Here is an 18,745-nt window from a genome sequence, read left to right as displayed (position 1 = left end):
AAACGCCCGGTCCCATTCCGAACCCGGAAGCTAAGCCTGCCAGCGCCGATGGTACTGCACTGGTTACGGTGTGGGAGAGTAGGACATCGCCGGACAAAAATTGAAGACAGTGATGGCGGCCCCCGCCCTCGAGCCCTTAAAGGCTCAGGGTGGTGTGGGCCGCCATCACTGCGTTTGCCGGTCCTGAATCGGAATAATGAGTGACCGGATCACCGGGTCGGCCTCGGTGTTCACGGACAGGATCGGTCCCCCCTCGGGACGAGAGTCACAGGCGCAGCCGCGCGTTGTCGGCGGTACCCCAGACCTCATGGATATGACCGTCGGCGACCCGGTACATGACGAATTCGTCGGTCTCAACCGCGGATTGATCGCCCGGGGCACCCAGGAACGGCTGATGCCGGGTTCCGCGCGTGTGCAGGTGGACGGCGAACCACGGGGGCTGATGCAGCATCCGCTGCAGTTCCCAGAAGTAGTCGGGGAACACCTGCGTCGTCTTCAGGATGTCGTCCACGTACTCCTGCCGGCTGCGGACCACACCGTTCACCAGGACCGACGAATGAACGAAGGTGGCCAGGCGATCCCAGTCCCGGTCGTTGCAGGCCGCGAGATAGGACTCGTACAACTCGGTGAACTGGTCGGCGCTCATCGGTGCGCGCTCACGCGGCCACAGCGCGCGAGCGGTCGGTCGCCAGTCGGACAGCGAGGGCGCCCAGGACGCCGCCCATCAGATAGCGCTGGCCACGCATCCAGGCCGGCCGTTGTGAGAGGAACCGGGCCAGGGAACCGGCCGAGCAGACGATCAGGCCGTTGACGATGAGTGCGATCAGGATCTGCATCGAGCCCAGCGCCAGACTCTGCAGCGCCACGGAGCCGCCGTGCGGGTTGATGAACTGCGGCAGCAGCGACATGTAGAGCACCGCGACCTTCGGGTTGAGCAGGTTGGTCACCAGACCCATGACGAACAGCCGGCGGGGCGGGTCGGCCGGGACCTGCTCCGGGGCGAAGACATTGGTGCCGCCGGGACGCAGGGCGTGCCAGGCCAGGTAGAGCAGGTACGCGGCGCCGACGAACTTCAGCGCTGTGTAGGCACCGGGCACCACGACGAAGATGGCGGTCAGCCCGGCGGTGGCGGCGGCCAGATAGACGAAGAACCCGGCCGCCACGCCCAGCAGCGACACGAATCCCGCGCGTCGTCCCTGGGTGATGGATCGCGAGACCAGATAGATCATGTTCGGGCCGGGGGTCAGGACCAGGCTGAGTTCCACCAGCGCGACGCCGGCCAGGGCGGAAGCGGAAACCATGAGTAGGCGGTCCTTTCGGTGGGGACGAGGCCGTCGCGAGCCTGTCACACCTGCGTTCCGGGATCACCCGTTTTTCCTGGGACCGCGATGCGGTGACGTGATCAGGAACCGAGCTGACCTGATGGCTTCCTACGCTCGGGCGATCATCCGTTCCGAGACAGGAGACCCGTCCGCCATGACGATTCTGATCACCGGCGCCACCGGGGCCGTGGGCCGCCGTCTGGTTGCCGATCTGCTCGCCCAGGGCCGGTCGGTGCGGGCGCTGACCCGTCGGCCGGAGCAGGCCGGGCTGCCCGCAGGGGCCGAGGTGGTGCCGGGGGATCTGGCCGCGCCGCTGGAGGCCGGGTTGTTCGAAGGGATCGATCAGGTCTTCGTGTTTCCCGCGGAGGCCGGGGTGGACCATCTGGTCGAGTCCGCGCTGGCGGCAGGCGTTTCGGGCTTCGTGGTGCTCTCCTCGCTGGCTGCGGCGGCCGAGCACCCGCGCGACATCGGCTCGGCCAGCCACCGGCACCATCTCGCAGTGGAGAAGGCGGTCTCCGGCCGGACCGGCAACTTCACCCTGCTACGCCCCGGCACTTTCGCCAACAACCTGCTGGCCTGGGCGTTCCCGGTCAAGACGGGCAGGCCGATCCGGGCCCCGTACCTGGCGTCCGGGCAGGCCCCGGTGCACGAGGCGGATGTGGCGGAGGCGGCGGCGTTCCTGCTCGCGCGCGGCGAACACACCGGTGAGGCCTACCCGCTCACCGGCCCCGCCACGCTGACCCGCCGCCAGCAGATCGAGGCCATCGCTCAGGCTGTGGGCCGGCCGATCGAGGCGCAGGAGATCACCGAGGAGGAGTTCCGCCAGGAGTTCGGGCAGTTCGTGCCGGCCGAGATCATCGACATGCTGCTGGACTACTGGCGGGACACGGTCGACGAGCCCGACGTGCCCCGGCCGCTGTCTGCCATCACCGGCACCCAGGGCCGCCCGCTGGCGCAGTGGGCCCAGGACCATCGCCAGGACTTCCTCTCCTGAAACCTCCGGCCACGCTGACGGATGCGACGAGCCCGCGGGCCTCGGGTGCGAGGCCTGCGGGCAAGGTCCTGATCATGAGATCGAGAGCACGACGCTCTCCGGCCGGGCTCACACGGTCACGGGCGACGCAACCGTGCTTTCGGCAGCAGATGAGGTACGACGGCGCTGACTGCGCAGCCCCGCGACCGTGACCAGAGCAGCGCCGACCACGAGCCAGACCGTCAGGACGAGGACGGGCTGGGTCACGTCGTGGCTGTCGAAGAAGGCGGTGGAGCGCAGCAGGTGCCCGGCCGCGCCCGGCGGCAGGAACTGGCCGATCTGGCCCGAGATGCCCGGCAGCATCTCGGGGGCGCTGGTCATCCCGGAAAGCGGGTTGCCCAGCAGCATCATCAGCACCGCGCCGATGGCGAAACCGGCCGTGCCGAGCAGGGCTTCCAGGCCGAGGATGGTGAACGAGGTGGCTGCGACCGCCAGGGCGATGGCCCCGGCGTTCGCCCAGTAGTCGCCCTCCAGCGAGCCCAGCCCGAACTGCAGGATGGCAGCCATGGCCAGACCGCCGGTCACTGAGTAGGCCGCGGCACCGACCAGGCGCTGGGCGGCGCCCCGGATGCGGCTGGTCAGCAGGACGGCGGCGAGCATGCCGCCCAGCACCAGCGGCAGCGAACCGGCGGAAAGACCGGCGCCGCGGGGGTCGTCGGCGGGCAGGGGAGCAAGGTCGCGCACCTGCGCGGCGGCCGTCTGCTGCTGGCCGAGACCGCCGGCCACGGCCTGCAGGGTCTGGGCGATGGCGGGGGAGGCGGCCGAGGCGATGAGCACGCTGGGCGTGCCGGTGCTCACGTCGATCGCGCCGTAGACCTCGCGCTCGCGCACCGCGGTCTCGGCGGCGGCGGTGTCGGCCACCTGGGTGATGTCGAAGGCGTCGGCATCGCGCTGCTGCAGGGCGGCGATCACCGGTTGGGTGGCCGCGGCCGGCCCGGCCACCGCGATCGGTACGTCGTGCACGGTGGACTTGGCGGCGGGCCAGGCGAAGGCGGTGAGCACGAGGCTGATCAGGACGGTCAGCATCGCCACCACGGCGGCCACCTGGGCCCAGGGGGACCGGTACGTCGGCTGATCGGGGTTCATGGCGTCTCCCAAAGAGAACGGATGTTCGCTTTCGAAAGTAGGGACGGACGTCCCTGCTTGTCAAGAATGAACGTTCGCTTTTAGAGTGGCCGGATGCCCCGCGTCACCGAGGAGTACCGCGCCGCGCGCCGCCGGCAGATCGTCGTGGCCGCAGCCAACCTGTTCTCCAGCAACGGCTTCCATGCCACGTCGATGGCCGACGTGATCAGTGCCTCGCAGCTGTCGGCAGGGGCGGTCTACCGCTATTTCCGCAGCAAGGAGGAACTGATCGGGGCAGTGTCGGAGCTGGCTCTGGAGACCGCCGACGAGATCTTCGGGCGCCTGCTCGACGACGAGCGGGCCGCGCCCTCACCGGGTGAGGTCATCGAGACGGTCGTGCGTACCCTCACGAACCGGAACGAGGTGATCGGGGTCGACCTGCCCCGGATGGCCCTGCAGGTCTGGGCCGAGGCGATCCGCAGCCCCGAACTCGCAGAACGCGCGCACCTCGCCTTCAGTGGCCTCAAGGCACGCCACGTCGAGGCCGCCCGTCGCTGGCAGGCGGCCGGCAACCTGCCCGCCGACGCCGACCTGGAACAGGTGGGGTCGGCCATGCTCGGCCTGACCCAGGGCTTCCTCGTACAGAACCTGCTGGTGCGCGGCACCAGCGCGGACGGCTACGTCGCCGGCGTTCATGCTCTGCTGGGCTCGAAGAGCAACTGAGCAATTGAGGACGACGGTGCCGCCTCGGGCGGCTCCGGCCCCTCTTGCGCGGGTCACTTTCAAGCAGAAAAGCGGGCAGGACTGAGCCCCAGGGCCGTGGCAGTAGCCGCGTCGGCCGGGTAGAAGGCCTCGATCGCCAACTCGGACACGGTGATCTCGGTCGGGGTGCCGAAGACGGTGGTGGTGCTCAGCAGCGACAGCTCAGTGCCGTCGACCCGGTAGCGCAGCGGGATCAGCACCTGCGTGGCCGGGCCGGTCGCGCCGAAGTGCTCACCACCCTCCTCGCCGCCCGGATAGCCCCGCAGTTCGGCCAGCAGCTCCACCAGCACCGGGTCGCCGCCGGCCAGCACCTGTGCCTCCAGCCGGGCGAGGAGATGCGCCCGCCACTGGCCGAGATTGACGATCGCCGGGGCCATTCCGTCGGGGTGCAGGCTCAGCCGCAGCACATTCACCGGCGGCTCGAGCAGTGCCGGCGCACACCCTTTGGTCAGCGCCGCCACCGACGACGTCGCCGCGATCATCTCCCACCGCCCGTCCACCGCCAACGCCGGCAGCGGCTCGTGCGCGGACAGGATGGCCGTCACGGCCGAATTCACCGCAGCGAGAGGAGTATCGGCCAGACGATGCTCCGCGTAGGCCGGTGCGAAGCCCGCGGCGAGCAGAATGTCGTTGCGGCGCCGCAAGGGCACATGCAGATGCTCACACAGCTGCAGGATCAGCCGGCGAGAGGGACGGGCGCGACCGGTCTCGACGTAGCTCAGGTGGCGCGTGGACACCTCGCTGATCCCGGACAGCTCGAGCTGGGTCAGACTGCGCCGCTCGCGCCACCAGCGGATCAGGGTCCCGGCATTCCCCACCGGGGGCGCCCCTGCCGTCGTCGTCATGGTCTGGACGATAACCGCCGAGGGTCGGGCCGTACATGACCTTTCAGGTCATGCCCGGTTGACCTCGCAGGTCGTCGACCGCGGCCGGCAGGACAGCGAGGATTCCCGGTGTCCGCAGGCCAGCAACGTCTTTCGGAGGTACCGATGACCGATTACACCGCCCTCGCCGAGCAGTACCTTCAGGTCTGGAACGAAGGTGACGCCGCCCGGCGCCGCGAGCTGGCCGGCGACCTGTTCGCCGCCACCTGCGTGTTCACCGACCCCCTGGCCAGCGTCCAGGGTCCCGACGGGATCGAGGCCGTCATCGCCCAGGGACAGCAGCAGTTCGCCGGGCATCACCTGCGCCTGGCCGGGCCGGTGGACGGTCACCACGACCAGCTCCGGTTCACCTGGGAACTGGTGAGCGACGGCAACGAGCAGGCGCCACCGGTGGTGGTCGGATTCGACGTACTGGTCGCCGGCCCGGACGGAAAGATCGCTCGGGTGCTGGGATTCCTGGACCGGGCCCCGGCAATGTGAGGCACGACGAAGGGGGCCCGGCCCCGTGGGCCGGACCCCCTTCGCTCGGGATCAGTTCAGATCATGCGGTTCAGCGCAGGTCGAACCGGTCCGACTCCATGACCTTCACCCAGGCCGCGACGAAGTCCTTGACGAACTTGGCCTTGGCGTCCTCGCTGGCGTAGACCTCGGCGAGGGCGCGCAGCTGGGAGTTGGAGCCGAAGATCAGGTCGACCGCGGTGGCGGTGTACTTGACCTGGTCGGTGGCGAGGTCGCGGATCTCGTAGACGTGCTCGCCCTCGGCCGCGGCCTTCCACTTGGTGCCCGGGGCCAGCAGGTTGATGAAGAAGTCGTTGGTCAGCTGACCGGGCTTGTCGGTGAGCACGCCGAGCTGGCTGCCCCCGAAGTTGTTGCCCAGCGCCCGCAGACCGCCGACCAGCACGGTCGTCTCCGGCGCGGTCAGGTTCAGCATGTACGCACGGTCGACCAGCAGGACCTCGGGCTGGGTCTTCTCGTCGGCCCGCAGGTAGTTGCGGAACCCGTCGGCCCGCGGCTCCAGCACGGCGAACGACTCGACGTCGGTCTGCTCCTGGGTGGCGTCACCCCGGCCGGCGTGGAACGGCACGGTGACCTCGACGCCCGCGTCCTTGGCGGCCTTCTCGACCGCGGCCGAACCGGCCAGGACGATCAGGTCGGCCAGGGAGACCTGGGCCCCACCGGCGGCGTTGAACTCGCTGCGGATCTCCTCCAGCTTGCCGAGCACCTTGGACAGCTGCTCGGGCTGGTTGACCTCCCAGCTCCTCTGCGGCTCGAGGGCGATCCGGGCACCGTTGGCGCCACCGCGCTTGTCGGTGGAGCGGTAGCTGGCGGCGCTCGCCCACGCGGTCTGGACCAGCTCGGCCACGCTCAGGCCGGACTCCAGCACCTTGGCCTTGAGGGCGCTCACGTCGGTGTCGGAGACCAGCGGGGTCTGCGGCGCGGCGATCGGGTCCTGCCACAGCTGCGCCTCGGGCACCCACGGGCCGAGGAAGCGGCTGATCGGGCCCATGTCACGGTGCAGGAGCTTGTACCAGGCCTTGGCGAAGGCCAGGCGGAACTCCTCCGGGTTCTCCAGGAAGCGCTTGGAGATCGGGCCGTAGATCGGGTCGAAGCGCAGAGACAGGTCGGTCGTCAGCATCGTCGGCCGGTACTTCTTGGCCGGGTCGTAGGCGTCCGGGATGATCTCGTCGTCGGTCTTGGCCACGTAGTGCTTGCCGCCACCGGGGCCGGTGGTGAGCTCCCACTCGTAACCGAAGAGGATCTCGAAGAACCGGTTGCTCCACTCGGTGGGCCGGTCGGTCCAGGTCACCTCGATACCGGAGGTGATGGTGTCCTTGCCCTTACCGGTGCCGTGCGCGTTGAGCCAGCCCAGGCCCTGCGCCTCGATGCCCTCGGCCTCCGGCTCGGGGCCGACGTCGGCGGTGTGCGCGCCGTGGGTCTTGCCGAAGGTGTGACCACCGGCGATCAGCGCGACGGTCTCCTCGTCGTTCATCGCCATCCGGCCGAAGGTCAGGCGGATGAACTCGGCCGCCTGGCGGAAGTCCGCGTTGCCCTTCGGGCCTTCGGGGTTGACGTAGATCAGGCCCATCTCGGTGGCGCCGACGCCCGGCAGCATGTCCTTCTCGGACACATAGCGGGTGTCCGCCAGCCAGGTGTCCTCCGGGCCCCAGAAGATCTCTTCCGGCTCCCACACGTCGGGGCGGCCGAAGGCGAAACCGAAGGTCTGGAAGCCCATCGACTCCAGCGCGACGTTGCCGGCCAGGACCAGGAGGTCGGCCCAGGAGACCTTCTGGCCGTACTTCTGCTTGACCGGCCACAGCAGGCGGCGGGCCTTGTCCAGGTTGGCGTTGTCCGGCCAGCTGTTCAGCGGCGCGAAACGCTGCCCGCCGTCACCGGCGCCACCCCGGCCGTCCTCGATCCGGTAGGTACCGGCCGCGTGCCAGCTCATCCGGATCATCAGGCCGCCGTAGTGCCCGAAGTCGGCCGGCCACCAGTCCTGCGAGGTGGTCAGAACCTCAGTGATGTCGGCCTTCAGGGCCTCGACGTCGAGCTCGGCGAACGCCTCGGCGTACTTGAAGTCCTCACCCAGGGGGTTGCCCTTGGAGGAGTGCGCGTGCAGCACGCTCAGGTCGAGCTGGTTCGGCCACCAGTCCCGGTTGCCACGCGGGTGGTCCACCTTCGGCTTCGGCGAGTCGATCGCCGGGTTCTCGCTCTCGCTCCCGGTGGCGGTCACCGAGTCGTGCGCGACCGGGCAGCCGGAGGCCTTCGGGTCCTGGGTGTCGCTCATCTGTTTCCTTCCGGACTGGCAATTCGGTGAGAGTTGCGCATCGCCGTGCAGTCGGGGCAGGTGCCCCAGTAGACGACCTCCGCCTCGTCGACCACGAAGCCGTGGCTGTCGGAGGCGGTGAGACAGGGGGTGTGGCCGACGGCGCACTCGACGTCGGCGATCGCGCCGCAGCTGCGGCAGACGATGTGGTGGTGGTTGTCGCCGACCCGCGCCTCGTACCGGGCGGTGGCCCCCATCGGCTGGATGCGCCGGATCAGGCCCGCCTCGGTGAGCGCCTTGAGCACGTCGTAGACCGCCTGGTGGGAGACCGTGGGCAGTTCGTCGCGCACCAGCTGGATCACCGTGTCGGTGTCCACGTGCGGGTGGTCGCGCAGGGTGCTGAGCACCGCCACGCGAGGTCGCGTCACGCGCAGCGAGACCGAGCGCAGCTGGGCCTCGAGGTCGGACGTCATGCGACGACCCTAGGGCACTTGTTTGGAGTCAATCAAGTTTCTGGGGAGTGCGTCGTCCCAATGCCGAGTTAACCCTGAGCGGCCCGCCCGGTGCGCCGGACAGGCCGATGGCCTGGGCATGTTCCCGACCGGTTCACGGTCAGAACGGCAAAGATCGGGCCACCCGTGCAAGGGGTGGCCCGGTCCGGACGTGCCAGTGGCTCAGCGGTTCACGGAGCGGCGCGACCAGTACGGCTCGATGGCCGCGATCAGCAGGGCGGCGGCACCGATCTGCAGGAAGTGGCGGATCCAGTCGATGCCCCGGGTGTCCTCCACGCCGAGAGCGCCGGCCAGGGCGTTGCCGATGACTGCGCCGAGGATGCCGAGGACGATGGTCAGCCAGAGGGGGATGTACTGCTTGCCCGGCAGAACGAGTCGGGCGAGGCAGCCGATGATCAGACCGGCAATGATGGCCCAGATGAACGACATGACGGGGAAAGAACCTTCCGATGGGCTGAAAGTAGTGTCCCGGTGGGATGCAACAACCGTACTTAGTGGTTCACAGGCTCGCATTTCGGTGGCTATTCCGTACCTTTGACCTGGGAATTCAGCTCAGATTAAGGTTTTCGCGCGGCCGCATCGCATCACGTCCCTTCTTCCGTTGCCTGGCGCAGGATTTGCTGATGCCTGGAAGGTAAGGCGGATGCCGGCCGTATTCGGAAACTCGGAAAAGACCGGGGATGCGTTCGCTCATCGTGCTCCGGCTCTTCTTGGTCAGGTTCCACTCTGCTGTGACCGTCGTCGCTCGTCTATGACCGCCGGATCTCGGAAAACGACCGGTAACCGCTTTCCGCAAAGTCGTTGACGCGGGTGAAACGCCCGGGCAAAGCTGTGGCCCGCACACCTGAATCGATTCACCGGAAGCGCCGTCCCAGAAGCGAACAGCGCTTACCCAGCCGATCCGGCCCGCAGCAAGATCCGCGCGCTCCGGACACGAGATCCAGTGCTCGAGGAGACCCAGTGACGAGTCCCCGGTCCTACCGCCCAGATGGCCCACTTCCGCTCGACCCAGCCACCCCGCGGGGTGCCGGTCGCAGAAACGGTGCCCACCGGCGTCCTCAAACAAAACTGCTCAGGGGAGTGCTGGCCGCCACCGCCGGGCTCGGCCTGATCCTGACCGGAACCGGTACCGCGACGGCCGCCCCGGCCAAGACCCAGCTCGAGAAGCTCGACCGCGGCCTGGTCGCCGCCACCACCGACGAAGGCGTGTTCCTGAGCTGGCGCCTGCTCGGGGAGGAGGCCACCGGCCATTCCGCGACCGGCCTGACCGGCACCGACTTCAACGTGTACCGGGGCGGCAAGAAGATCGCCACGGTCAAGGACAGCACGAACTACCTGGACAAGGCCGGCGACCCGAAGGCCACCTACCGGGTGGTGCCGGTGCGCAAGGGCTCGGAGTTCGGCAAGAGCGCCAGCGTGAAGCCCTGGGCCGGCGAAAGTGTCGACCTACCGCTGAAGAAGCCGGCCGACGGCACCACGCCCGCCGGGGAGGCCTACACCTACTCGGCCAACGACATGAGCGTGGGCGACGTGGACGGCGACGGCGAGTACGAGTACGTGGTCAAGTGGGACCCGAGCAACGCCAAGGACGTCTCGCAGGTCGGGTACACGGGCAACACCTACATCGACACCTACCGCATCGACGGCACCCTGCTACACCGCATCGACCTGGGGGTGAACGTCCGCGCCGGCGCGCACTACACGCAGTTCCTGGTCTACGACTTCGACGGCGACGGCCGCTCGGAGATGATGTTCAAGACCGCCCCCGGCACCAAGGTCACCCGCTACGACAAGGCCGGGAAGGTGACCTCCGAAAAGTTCGTCACCCTGCCCCAGAAGGATGTGCAGGCCGGGTACGCCAACTCCGACGACTACCGGCTCAGCAAGGCCGGCTACTACCAGCACGTGGTGAAACTGTTCCAGGGCTGGGACAAGCACCCGCAGGTGGTGGCGGGCGACTGGCCCAAGACGCTGGAGCAGGCCTTCGGGATCGAGCCGCAGTACCAGTACCCGCTCAGCACGGCCGACGCCGAGAAGCTGACCGACTACTTCATGGACGTCTACGCCCCCTCCCGCAGCGCCCGCAACGTGCTGCGCAACTTCGAGGGCTTCATCGTCGACGGCCCGGAGTACCTGACCGTCTTCGACGGCGCCACCGGCAAGGAACTGCAGACCGCCGACTACAAGCCCGGCCGCACCGACGACGGCCTGCTGTGGGGCGACTACGCGATGGCCCGGATCGAGCCGGGCAACCGGGTCGACCGCTTCCTCAGCGGGGTCGCCTACCTGGACGGCCGACGTCCCTCGGCGGTCTTCGCCCGTGGCTACTACACCCGCACCACGCTGGTGGCCTACGGCTGGAACGGCAAGAAGCTCACCGAGCAGTGGTTCGTCGACAGCGGCTTCGCCCCGATGAAGAACCCGTTCAACGACTCCCCGCACGGGGTGGACGGCACCAGCAAGGAGTTCGGCAAGCTCACCACGCAGGGCTTCCACTCGCTCAGCGCGGCCGATGTGGACGGCGACGGCAAGCAGGAGATCGTCTACGGCAGCGCCACGATCGACCATGACGGAAGCCTGCTGTACTCGTCCTTCGCCGAGATGCCGGCCGGGAGCGCCACTCCGGGCGTGAGCGCGCGGCTGGGTCACGGCGACGCCATGCACGTGACCGACATCGACCCCGACCGGCCGGGCCTGGAGATCTTCACCGTGCACGAGGGCGCCACCTCCGCCCCCTACGGCCTGGCGATGCGCCAGGCCGAGGACGGCAAGGTGCTCTTCGGCACCTACTCCGGCCGGGACACCGGGCGCGGCATGATCGGTGACGTACTGCCGGAGGAACGCGGCCTGGAGTCGTGGGCCAGCATGCCCGGTGGCTCGGAGGCGCTGGGCCTGCACACCGCCAAGGGCAAGGTGGTCACCAACACGATCCCCGGCACCAACCAGAGCATCCGCTGGGCCGGTGACCTGACCACGCAGATCCTCAACGGCTCGGGCACGGCCACGCCCACGGTCGACGACTGGAAGCGCGGAAACCTGCTCACCGCCACCGGAACGCTGGCCAACAACGGCACCAAGGGCAACGCGGGCCTGATCGCCGACGTGTTCGGCGACTGGCGCGAGGAGCTCCTGGTGCGCACCGCCGACAGCACGGCGATCCGGGTCTACCTCAGCACCGAGGTCACCCAGCACAAGCTCTACACGCTGATGCACGACCCGCAGTACCGGGCCGAGGTGGCCCGCCAGCAGACCACCTACAACCAGCCCTCCTACCCGGGCTTCTACCTGGGCGCGGACATGACCGAGGCCGACTGGGCGAAGGTGCCGCTGACCCGGCGCTGATAATCCGTACGTACACAGGAGCCGGTCACGGGACGTTCCCGTGGCCGGCTCCCGCATTTTGAAAGCCTTTCGGGCAGATCTTCGCGTGGGGCCTGCTCGTCGTCGTGTTCTCAAGAGCTTTTACGGACGCCCTTGGGCACCTCGGTGCCCACCGCGACAAGGCGGTTGATCCGCTTTGGGTGACTGTGCCGCCTCCGGCAATCGCTACCGGTGACTGGCGCGGATCACTTCGTAACCGCCCCGCATGTCTCACCTTTCACGCCAGGGGGAAACCCTGTGTGCGAAAAACCGGCCAATGTGGGAATGTTCGCCCCGTAGGTCGGCACCGAGTCCGTGCCGGCCCGATACATCCGGGAGGGGAACCCAACGTGCGTGCTCGTGCGCTCAGAGCGCTCGCGGTCGTCGCGGCCGTGCTGGCAACCATCGTCGGTTGCGGGGCGATACAGGAAAATACTGATGTGCAAGGGGAGCTCGTCAAGGCGGGCTACGCCGAGGCCCGTGGCGGAGTGAAGCTCGCCCTGCCCGTCGAGCTGCCCGAGGGTTACCAGCTGAAGAAGTTCTGGTCGGTGGCCAACGTGTACGACGAGGCGGGGGTGCGGACCTCGATCGCCCGCAGCGCCGAGTTCGACGGGCCGCAGGGCCCGGTGCGGGTGTGTGAGGAGGTGGAGTCGGTGCCCGGCCGTCTCTGCCCGAAGTCGAACGCGGGTATCACCGAGAAGAAGGACGGCCTGGTGCGGTCGGTGTCGGTGGACGGCGGCGAGAAGGCCGACTCGCGGGCGGTCTGGGGAGAGGTGCACTACTCGGCCGCTCTCGAGGACTGGTCCTGGATGGCCGGCGCCTGACCTGGGCCCTCTGTTCCAGAAAGTCGTGATTCGGGAGAACCGACCCCGTCGCCCGTGCGTCCAAGCAGGGCGCCGGGGTCGGCCCGGCCGTCACGCGAGGGGGAACCATGCGTCGAGTTCTGATGGCTCTGGGCATCACCACGGCTCTGCTGACCGGAACGGCCCTGGCCGCCGATGCCGCTCCGAAGACCGGCTCCTGCGTCACCATCGCGGAGTTCGCCGAGGTCAGGGAGGGTGCGTCGAAAGCGTCGGTGGCCAAGACGTTCGGCACGAAGGGCAAGCGGGTCGCGATCGGGACCGACCAGGACGACCACACGGTCGAGGTCCGCAGCTACAAGGTGTGCAAGATGGTCGCCGCCAAGGTGACCGTCGAGTTCGTCTCCGGCGGCGGCCTGGCCACCACCAAGGTCGGCTACGCGCAGGAGAAGGCGTGGGTGCAGCACTGGCAGCGCGCTGAGCCTGCGTAGCTACGGGGAGTGGGTGACTACCGCTCAGGCAATTGGGATTATCACGAACTGTGTGGCATATTCCTGAATGCGGAGCGGGGGTGCTCTGCTGACTCACCGAATGCCGAAGGGCGGGGTTCAGCGATGGCAGATCTGGAGCGCCGGATGATCATGGTGGAAGAGGTACTCGGGCTCGAGGACGGGGTCGTCACGGCGCCGGAGGGTAGCCTCATTGCCGTGGTGCGATCTCACAGCAGAATTCTCGAGGTGCAGCAGGATCATCTGGCCGAGTTGCGCCAGGGGCAGCACAGGGTGCAGGACGAGGTGACCGGCCTGCGGATCGATGTCCGTGAGCTGAAGGTCGGTCAGGACGAGCTGCGGGCCGATGTGCGCGAGCTGAAGACCGATGTCCAGGTCCTGAAGACCGATGTTCAGGTCTTGAAGACCGATGTTCAGGTCTTGAAGACCGATGTTCAGGTCTTGAAGACCGATGTTCAGGTCTTGAAGACCGATGTCCAGGACCTGAAGGCGGGGCAGGAGGAGCTCAAGATCGGCCAGGCAGAGATCCGGGCCGAACAGGTGGAGATGAAGGCGGAGATCGGAGGGCTTAAGGCAGACACCCAGCGCATCATCGGGATGATCACCGATCTGGCGATGCGCGTGGCGCCCGGCCGAGAGTAGCCGCAGAATCGTCTCGTTGTTGGTGCCCCGCTGTCAGCTGACGGCGGGGCACCAACGCTTTTGGCGGGAATGTCGGGGCATCAACCCGGCCGCCCAAGTGAGGACTGGTCCTGGCTGGTCGCTGCCTGGTCTGATCTGCGGATGGACCGCCCGATGAACGGCAGCTGGAACCTGCGTGTCCGCCTCGTGCCACCGCCCCAGGCGGGGCCGACCGGGGCGGTCACCCGGGTCGGGGCGACGTCGTTGGCGATGATGCATCTGGGCGGTCTGCCGCTGTCTTTCAGCAGGTACGCGGTCGACGCGGACGAGCTCACGGTGCTGCTGACGGTGATCGACGAGGACCGCTCGGCGGAGGACATCCAGGCGGTGGCGCAGACCGCGGGCATCGCCCTGATGGAGTCGGCGCCCGAGCTCGCAGACTGGTTGTATCAGGTAAAAGTGTCGGAATGTCCGGATCCGCGGTTGGACAGTCCGGTTACCGCTGAGACGGAGCCTGGAGTGCCGGACCACCAGGCCTCGATCTACGCGGCTGCCGGCCTGCTGCGCGGTCTGCCCGCCGCCGCGCTCACCACCGAGGACCTGGACGGCCCGGGCGGCCCGGCCCGCGGGGAGGCCCTGCGCCGCGCCGAGGCCCTGGCCGGCTGCCTGATCCAGGGCGCCGACCTGATGCTCGACCAGCTCTTCGACGAACTGCACCTGCTCGAGGCCGCCTACGAGGACGCCCTGGAGAACGGCGAGAGCGGGATCCCGCTGGGTCTGGAGTTCGACGACCTGCCCCAGCTGGCCGGCCTGCCCGCCCGCTACCGCGAGCGCTACACCCCGGAGTGGGTGCGGGCCTTCGTCGTGGCCGTCATCGACCTGACCACGCGCCTGACCGGGGCCTGGTGCGAACCCGCCTGCCTGGCCCAGGACCTGGCGTTCTACCGACTCCTCGACACAGCCGAGGAGATTGCCGACGCGGTCCAGATCGACCTGCCCCCGCAGTGGCGCGAACTGCTCCTGAGCACCCTGGTCACCAAGCCCGAGGCCGCGCTGCTCTACGAGCTGGACGACGACCTCGACGACCTCAGCGACCCGGCCGAGCCCATCGACGCCGACGTGTCCCTCGCCTTCGACAGCTGGCTCACCCCCTACGACCCCGAGCGCACGCTGCCGCCCTACCTCGTGCCGTACCCGACCGACTGAGCGCTAATCCATGCGGTCCCGGCGCCTCAGCAGACCCTCGCTGAAGTAGCTCACCTTCGATCCCCGAGGAAGGTGGCCGGTCAGCTGAGACACGAGAGCCAACCCCAGCCGGTCGAGCCGGTCGATCTCAAGGCGCGTCCCGGGCTGACCCCGTTGCTCAGGGCTCATCTGAATAATTGCCTGATATTGGCCGTTCCAGGCTCGCAAAGATTCTCGGAGAGTCGGAGGAAGCCCCAACTCGTCGTCGCTCACGGCCCCTCTTTCGAGCTCCACGAGGCTGGGGGACAAATAGTCGGCGGAGAGGGTCAGATAGAGCACCTTTTTCCAATCACTGCGACAACCGAGGCCCGCCCGATGACAACGATGATTCGACCACCCGAGGTCGGCCGTTGCGGTCTCGCGGGACTTTCTCAACGGTGCTCAGCGCGGCAACATTACGAATCGTCCGGCGGTGGTCAGAACGGCCAGTCCTGCGACCGGCCAACCTCGAGCAGCGGGATCATGGCGAAGGCGGCGTCGCTCAGCCCGCCGAAGACGTGCCGGTTGGCGTTGCCCGAGGGAGCGTGGCCGACCCGGTAGCCGGCCAGGTTCCAGGTGTACATGGGCACGTGGGGTGGCACGGCCCGGTCCACGTCCTGGCCGTGGGCCACCTGCTCGTCGGTCACCACGACCACCCGGTCGTGCCCGGCGTAGTGCTTACGCAGGGCCTCGGCCGTGTAGGTGCCGCCCAGTTCCTCGAACTCCTCGAGCACCCGCAGCACCGACCGGCCCTTGGTGAAGGCGACCTGGTGGCTCTTGAAGCCGAACTGCACGAGGTCGGCCTGCTCGGCCCGTACCGCGAGGGCGGTGCCGAAGATCGCGGCTGCATCGGCCCGGATCAGGTCGGAGCGCTGCGACAGCGGTGCCCACATCGAGCCGGAGCGGTCCACCAGCACCAGCGTGCGGCCCGGGAGTGCCGGCACGTTGGCCAGGCTCAGGTTGAGGGCCTGCTCCAGCGGCTGCGCCCAGCGCGAGGCGGACGCGGCCCGGGAGGCAGCCAGGAACCGGAACGGCAGCTGACGCGATCGGGCGACGCTCGGCCGGCTGCTCAGCATGCGCACGACCGGGGCCACGTCAGCGTCGCTGAGCCCGGCCTGGTCGAAGTTGCGCAGGTTGCGCAGCCGCGCCATGAAGCCCATCGACGGCAGCACCGCCCGCCAGGTCTGCTCGTCCATCGGACCACCCACCCAGCCGGACAGCTCCTCCCAGGTGACCCCGGCGTCCTTCAATTTCGCCGGTGCGTCAGCGCCACCCAGGAAGGAGCGCCGCTGCTGCGCGGGAATGTTGTCGAGCGCGAGGTTGGCCCGGATCATCGGTAGCTGATCCAGGTCGGCCCGGATCTCGTCCGGGTGATGACGGCGGTCGAGCAGGTACTGGTACAGCTGGCCCTGCGCCGGAGTCTGGGCCGAGGGGTGCGCGAGCTCGATCACGTCGCCCAGGCGGATGCCCCGGCCCTTGCCGTCGTACTTCAGTGCGGCGTACTCGGTGAAAAGCCGCGCCACGGCGTCTGCTACGCCACGCTGCACCCCGCCCGGCAGTGTCACCCGGCCCGTGCGGAGCTTCCAGTACCCGATGAACTCGCCCGGCTCGTCCGCGCGGAGCATCGCTGCCGAGATCACCGAACGCACCGAAGGTGCCTGCGCGCGAACCGGATCCGGCGCCGTGCGCAGCGTCAGGGCGTACTCGGCCGCCATCACGACCGCGGCCGAACGCATGTTCATGACGCCCCGCAGGTACGGAACGAAACGCGCCACCCACGAAGGGTCCTCGAGCGTCACCGCCCGCACCAGCGTCCGAAAACGCTCGTCGCGCTCCCGGCTGCCCTCGTAGAACGAGTCCTCGGACACCATGTTCGAGACGGCGAGCAGGAACAGTTCCGCCTTGGCACTGCGCCGGAAACCCCGACCGCCCTCGTGCGTGGACGCGCGGCCGGGGCTGCTGCGCACCGGAGAGGCGACCGCGGCCTTCGACGAGAACTTGGTCATGACGCTTCCTGTTCAGGACGTGCTCACAACCGGATCCCGAGATCCTGGGCGACGAAGGTACAAGCTGCTCTACCAGGCTGAGCTACACCGGGGCGTTGGTCCCGGCGACGGGATTCGAACCCGCGACATGCCGATTAGGAGTCGAAGTAACCCGCGTCTGCGCTTCGGGATCCGGTTGTGAGCACGAGTTCGGTGTCGGCGAGAGGTCTCTCACCGGCGCTTCGTGCCGGACCAAGACTCCCAGGCTCTTTCCGGGCGCAGCAAGCGAATTACCCGCGGGAGGCGTGCGGTGCGCCGATCCCTGGGTCGATCTGCGCCGGCCCGTGCACCGAGGGTGTCACGGGGAAGTCGAAGATCGCGGTGGGCAGATACACCGTGGCGCAGGCGTTGGGGATGTCGACCACGCCCGAGAACCGCCCCTCGATCGGCGCGGCGCCCAGGATCAGGTAGGCCTGCTCCGGCGAGTAGCCGAACTTGGTGAGGTAGTCGATGGCGTGCAGGCAGGCCCGCTGAAAAGCCAGCTGTGAGTCGAGATAGCGCTGCTCACCGTCGAGCGTGACTGAAGTTCCCGAGAACGCCAGCCAGTCCGAGTAGACCGGCCCTTCGTTCCCGGGCATGAAGATCGCGTTCTCCGAGACCCCGTACGTGCTCATCCCGCCCGGGATCAGGTCGACCCGCAGATCGATGAAGCCACCCATCTCGATCGCCCCGCAGAACGTGATCTCCCCGTCGCCCTGGGAGAAGTGCAGATCACCGACCGAGAGGTTCGCGCCGTCGACGAACACCGGATAGAACACCCGCGAGCCGCGCGTCAGGTTCTTGATGTCCTGGTTGCCGCCGTTCTCACGAGGCGGTGCGGTGCGGGCTGCTTCGGCGGCGGCCCGGGTGAAGGCGTCTCCGGTCAACGACCCGAGGACGGCGTCGGTGGGCAGAGGGGGCAGCGCCAGCGGGGGGACGCGGTTGGGATCGGTTGCGATCAGGGCGCCTTCGCGGGCGTTCCACTTGGCCAGCAGGGCCGCAGACGGCGCCGTGCCCATCAGACCCGGGTGCATGATTCCGGTGAACGAAACCCCCGGGACATGGCGGGAAGTCGCGACATGGCCGCTGAAGTCCCAGATCGCCTTGTACGCGTCGGGGAAGCGCTCGGTGAGGAAGCCGCCGCCGTTGTCGGTGGCGAAGATGCCGGTGTAGCCCCAGCCCTGCCCGGCCAGCGGCCCGCTGTCTTCCTGCGGGATCGGGCCGACGTCGAGGATGTCGACGACCAGCAGATCGCCGGGTCTGGCGCCCTGCACGGCGAACGGTCCCGAAAGACAGTGCACGGTGCTCAGCGGTGCGTTCAGGATGTCCTCGGCCGAGTCGTCGTTGACGATCGCGCCGTCGAACCATTCGCGCACGTGCACCCGGAACTCGTCGCCTGGCCGCACGGTCACCGCCGGCGGGATGTCGGGGTGCCAGCGGTTGTGGCCCACCTTCTCCTGGTCGGTGAAACGCTTCGTCGAGTCGAGGGGGTACAGCAGTTCGGGCATGTAGATCCTCCTTCGAAGAGCGAACTAAGGACGAGGGAGCTGGGCATGGCGGGGATCGCGGCTCACGCGGTGGCCGGGTCCGGGTGGAGGCTGCCGGACCACGGCGGGCTCGTGAGCGCTGCGGTGAGTGGCTTCGACGGCACGGGCGACGGGGGAGGAGCCGCGACCCGGTGAACCACCGGGGCGCCGGACGGCCGGTTCCGCGCAGTCCGGGCAGGCCAGGGACGGGGGCATGGTGCTCATCGGGAAGGTGCGCTCGAACGAACCGCAGGCACTGCAACGGAATTCGTACAGTGGCATGGCACCTCCGCGACGACGGGCCCATCCGGTAGGACATCACCGGCGCCCGCGGTTGGC

Annotated in this window: 19 protein-coding genes and 1 rRNA gene; 9 read left to right on the top strand and 11 right to left on the bottom strand. The window is 68.5% G+C overall.

Annotated features, from left to right (window positions below):
• Nucleotides 1-95, top strand: a 5S ribosomal RNA gene (gene rrf, locus QSK18_RS17960); the annotation flags it as partial.
• 170 nt (nt 96-265) lie between these two features.
• Here rrf and QSK18_RS17955 read toward each other — a convergent pair.
• Together QSK18_RS17955 and QSK18_RS17950 are read right to left on the bottom strand one after the other, a co-directional pair.
• Entirely contained in the window at nt 266-646 is a 381-nt protein-coding gene (locus QSK18_RS17955; protein WP_232814983.1) for an ester cyclase, read from the bottom strand.
• A gap of 10 nt (nt 647-656) precedes the next feature.
• Nucleotides 657-1,301 carry a LysE family translocator gene (locus tag QSK18_RS17950; protein WP_232814982.1) on the bottom strand — a complete coding sequence of 215 codons (645 nt, stop codon included), beginning with the start codon at nt 1,299-1,301 and terminating at the stop codon, nt 657-659.
• Between the two features lie 175 nt (nt 1,302-1,476).
• Between QSK18_RS17950 and QSK18_RS17945 the strand changes: the two genes are divergently transcribed.
• Nucleotides 1,477-2,316 (top strand): SDR family oxidoreductase, encoded by an 840-nt coding sequence (locus QSK18_RS17945; protein ID WP_285620789.1) that lies wholly within the window; start codon nt 1,477-1,479, stop codon nt 2,314-2,316.
• Between the two features lie 108 nt (nt 2,317-2,424).
• Here the strand turns inward: QSK18_RS17945 and QSK18_RS17940 are convergent, their stop codons facing one another.
• Nucleotides 2,425-3,441: a hypothetical protein gene (locus QSK18_RS17940; RefSeq protein WP_285620781.1), complete on the bottom strand. Its 1,017-nt coding sequence runs from the start codon at nt 3,439-3,441 to the stop codon at nt 2,425-2,427.
• 93 nt (nt 3,442-3,534) lie between these two features.
• Between QSK18_RS17940 and QSK18_RS17935 the strand changes: the two genes are divergently transcribed.
• Nucleotides 3,535-4,143, top strand: a complete 609-nt coding sequence (locus QSK18_RS17935; RefSeq protein ID WP_232814979.1) for a TetR/AcrR family transcriptional regulator — start codon at nt 3,535-3,537, stop codon at nt 4,141-4,143.
• Between the two features lie 59 nt (nt 4,144-4,202).
• On the opposite strand, the gene QSK18_RS17930 is transcribed toward QSK18_RS17935, so the two are convergent.
• On the bottom strand, nt 4,203-5,027 hold the full coding sequence (locus QSK18_RS17930; protein WP_285620772.1) for a helix-turn-helix transcriptional regulator: 825 nt from the start codon (nt 5,025-5,027) through the stop codon (nt 4,203-4,205).
• Nucleotides 5,028-5,171: 144 nt separating this feature from the next.
• On the opposite strand from QSK18_RS17930, the gene QSK18_RS17925 reads away from it, so the two are divergent.
• Nucleotides 5,172-5,546: a nuclear transport factor 2 family protein gene (locus QSK18_RS17925; protein ID WP_285620767.1), complete on the top strand. Its 375-nt coding sequence runs from the start codon at nt 5,172-5,174 to the stop codon at nt 5,544-5,546.
• Nucleotides 5,547-5,616: 70 nt separating this feature from the next.
• On the opposite strand, the gene katG is transcribed toward QSK18_RS17925, so the two are convergent.
• From katG to QSK18_RS17910, 3 genes are all read right to left on the bottom strand, one after another.
• Nucleotides 5,617-7,851 carry a catalase/peroxidase HPI gene (gene katG, locus QSK18_RS17920; RefSeq protein WP_285620765.1) on the bottom strand — a complete coding sequence of 745 codons (2,235 nt, stop codon included), beginning with the start codon at nt 7,849-7,851 and terminating at the stop codon, nt 5,617-5,619.
• Nucleotides 7,848-8,303 carry a Fur family transcriptional regulator gene (locus QSK18_RS17915; protein ID WP_232814975.1) on the bottom strand — a complete coding sequence of 152 codons (456 nt, stop codon included), beginning with the start codon at nt 8,301-8,303 and terminating at the stop codon, nt 7,848-7,850. Before QSK18_RS17915 ends, katG begins: the two co-directional genes overlap by 4 nt.
• A gap of 201 nt (nt 8,304-8,504) precedes the next feature.
• On the bottom strand, nt 8,505-8,771 hold the full coding sequence (locus QSK18_RS17910; RefSeq protein WP_232814974.1) for a GlsB/YeaQ/YmgE family stress response membrane protein: 267 nt from the start codon (nt 8,769-8,771) through the stop codon (nt 8,505-8,507).
• 639 nt (nt 8,772-9,410) lie between these two features.
• Between QSK18_RS17910 and QSK18_RS17905 the strand changes: the two genes are divergently transcribed.
• From QSK18_RS17905 to QSK18_RS17885, 5 genes are all read left to right on the top strand, one after another.
• A complete protein-coding gene (locus tag QSK18_RS17905; RefSeq protein WP_502894211.1) occupies nt 9,411-11,684 on the top strand; it encodes a rhamnogalacturonan lyase in 2,274 nt (757 codons plus the stop codon).
• A gap of 458 nt (nt 11,685-12,142) precedes the next feature.
• Nucleotides 12,143-12,526 (top strand): hypothetical protein, encoded by a 384-nt coding sequence (locus tag QSK18_RS17900; RefSeq protein WP_285620751.1) that lies wholly within the window; start codon nt 12,143-12,145, stop codon nt 12,524-12,526.
• Nucleotides 12,527-12,633: 107 nt separating this feature from the next.
• Nucleotides 12,634-12,993 (top strand): hypothetical protein, encoded by a 360-nt coding sequence (locus tag QSK18_RS17895; protein ID WP_285620748.1) that lies wholly within the window; start codon nt 12,634-12,636, stop codon nt 12,991-12,993.
• Nucleotides 12,994-13,116: 123 nt separating this feature from the next.
• Nucleotides 13,117-13,653, top strand: a complete 537-nt coding sequence (locus QSK18_RS17890; RefSeq protein WP_285620746.1) for a hypothetical protein — start codon at nt 13,117-13,119, stop codon at nt 13,651-13,653.
• A 141-nt stretch (nt 13,654-13,794) separates the two neighbouring features.
• The gene (locus QSK18_RS17885; protein ID WP_285620743.1) at nt 13,795-14,838 is read left to right on the top strand and encodes a hypothetical protein; all 1,044 of its coding nucleotides are present in this window, start codon (nt 13,795-13,797) and stop codon (nt 14,836-14,838) included.
• Between the two features lie 3 nt (nt 14,839-14,841).
• Here the strand turns inward: QSK18_RS17885 and QSK18_RS17880 are convergent, their stop codons facing one another.
• The 4 genes from QSK18_RS17880 to QSK18_RS35980 all read right to left on the bottom strand — a co-directional run bounded on the left by QSK18_RS17880 (nt 14,842) and on the right by QSK18_RS35980 (nt 18,688).
• Complete coding sequence (locus QSK18_RS17880) at nt 14,842-15,156, bottom strand: immunity protein CdiI family protein (RefSeq protein WP_502894206.1); 315 nt, start codon at nt 15,154-15,156, stop codon at nt 14,842-14,844.
• Between the two features lie 137 nt (nt 15,157-15,293).
• Nucleotides 15,294-16,862, bottom strand: coding sequence for a TROVE domain-containing protein (locus QSK18_RS17875; protein ID WP_285620737.1), 1,569 nt, complete (start codon nt 16,860-16,862; stop codon nt 15,294-15,296).
• Nucleotides 16,863-17,131: 269 nt separating this feature from the next.
• Nucleotides 17,132-18,388 carry a formamidase gene (gene fmdA / locus QSK18_RS17870; protein ID WP_232814968.1) on the bottom strand — a complete coding sequence of 419 codons (1,257 nt, stop codon included), beginning with the start codon at nt 18,386-18,388 and terminating at the stop codon, nt 17,132-17,134.
• Between the two features lie 24 nt (nt 18,389-18,412).
• A complete protein-coding gene (locus QSK18_RS35980; RefSeq protein WP_352396575.1) occupies nt 18,413-18,688 on the bottom strand; it encodes an FmdB family zinc ribbon protein in 276 nt (91 codons plus the stop codon).
• Nucleotides 18,689-18,745: the final 57 nt, after the last annotated feature.

This window comes from Kineosporia sp. NBRC 101677 (assembly GCF_030269265.1).
Taxonomy (GTDB): Bacteria; Actinomycetota; Actinomycetes; order Actinomycetales; family Kineosporiaceae; genus Kineosporia; species Kineosporia rhizophila.
The sequence above is the reverse complement of the archived record's forward strand: the minus strand, read 5'-3'. Positions and strand labels throughout refer to the sequence as shown.

Coding starts and splice junctions, on each gene's coding strand:
- QSK18_RS17955 (WP_232814983.1), bottom strand. CDS start 646: ATGAGCGCCGACCAGTTCACCGAGTTGTACGAGTCCTATCTCGCGGCC.
- QSK18_RS17950 (WP_232814982.1), bottom strand. CDS start 1,301: ATGGTTTCCGCTTCCGCCCTGGCCGGCGTCGCGCTGGTGGAACTCAGC.
- QSK18_RS17945 (WP_285620789.1), top strand. CDS start 1,477: ATGACGATTCTGATCACCGGCGCCACCGGGGCCGTGGGCCGCCGTCTG.
- QSK18_RS17940 (WP_285620781.1), bottom strand. CDS start 3,441: ATGAACCCCGATCAGCCGACGTACCGGTCCCCCTGGGCCCAGGTGGCC.
- QSK18_RS17935 (WP_232814979.1), top strand. CDS start 3,535: ATGCCCCGCGTCACCGAGGAGTACCGCGCCGCGCGCCGCCGGCAGATC.
- QSK18_RS17930 (WP_285620772.1), bottom strand. CDS start 5,027: ATGACGACGACGGCAGGGGCGCCCCCGGTGGGGAATGCCGGGACCCTG.
- QSK18_RS17925 (WP_285620767.1), top strand. CDS start 5,172: ATGACCGATTACACCGCCCTCGCCGAGCAGTACCTTCAGGTCTGGAAC.
- katG (WP_285620765.1), bottom strand. CDS start 7,851: ATGAGCGACACCCAGGACCCGAAGGCCTCCGGCTGCCCGGTCGCGCAC.
- QSK18_RS17915 (WP_232814975.1), bottom strand. CDS start 8,303: ATGACGTCCGACCTCGAGGCCCAGCTGCGCTCGGTCTCGCTGCGCGTG.
- QSK18_RS17910 (WP_232814974.1), bottom strand. CDS start 8,771: ATGTCGTTCATCTGGGCCATCATTGCCGGTCTGATCATCGGCTGCCTC.
- QSK18_RS17895 (WP_285620748.1), top strand. CDS start 12,634: ATGCGTCGAGTTCTGATGGCTCTGGGCATCACCACGGCTCTGCTGACC.
- QSK18_RS17890 (WP_285620746.1), top strand. CDS start 13,117: ATGGCAGATCTGGAGCGCCGGATGATCATGGTGGAAGAGGTACTCGGG.
- QSK18_RS17885 (WP_285620743.1), top strand. CDS start 13,795: ATGGACCGCCCGATGAACGGCAGCTGGAACCTGCGTGTCCGCCTCGTG.
- QSK18_RS17875 (WP_285620737.1), bottom strand. CDS start 16,862: ATGACCAAGTTCTCGTCGAAGGCCGCGGTCGCCTCTCCGGTGCGCAGC.
- fmdA (WP_232814968.1), bottom strand. CDS start 18,388: ATGCCCGAACTGCTGTACCCCCTCGACTCGACGAAGCGTTTCACCGAC.
- QSK18_RS35980 (WP_352396575.1), bottom strand. CDS start 18,688: ATGCCACTGTACGAATTCCGTTGCAGTGCCTGCGGTTCGTTCGAGCGC.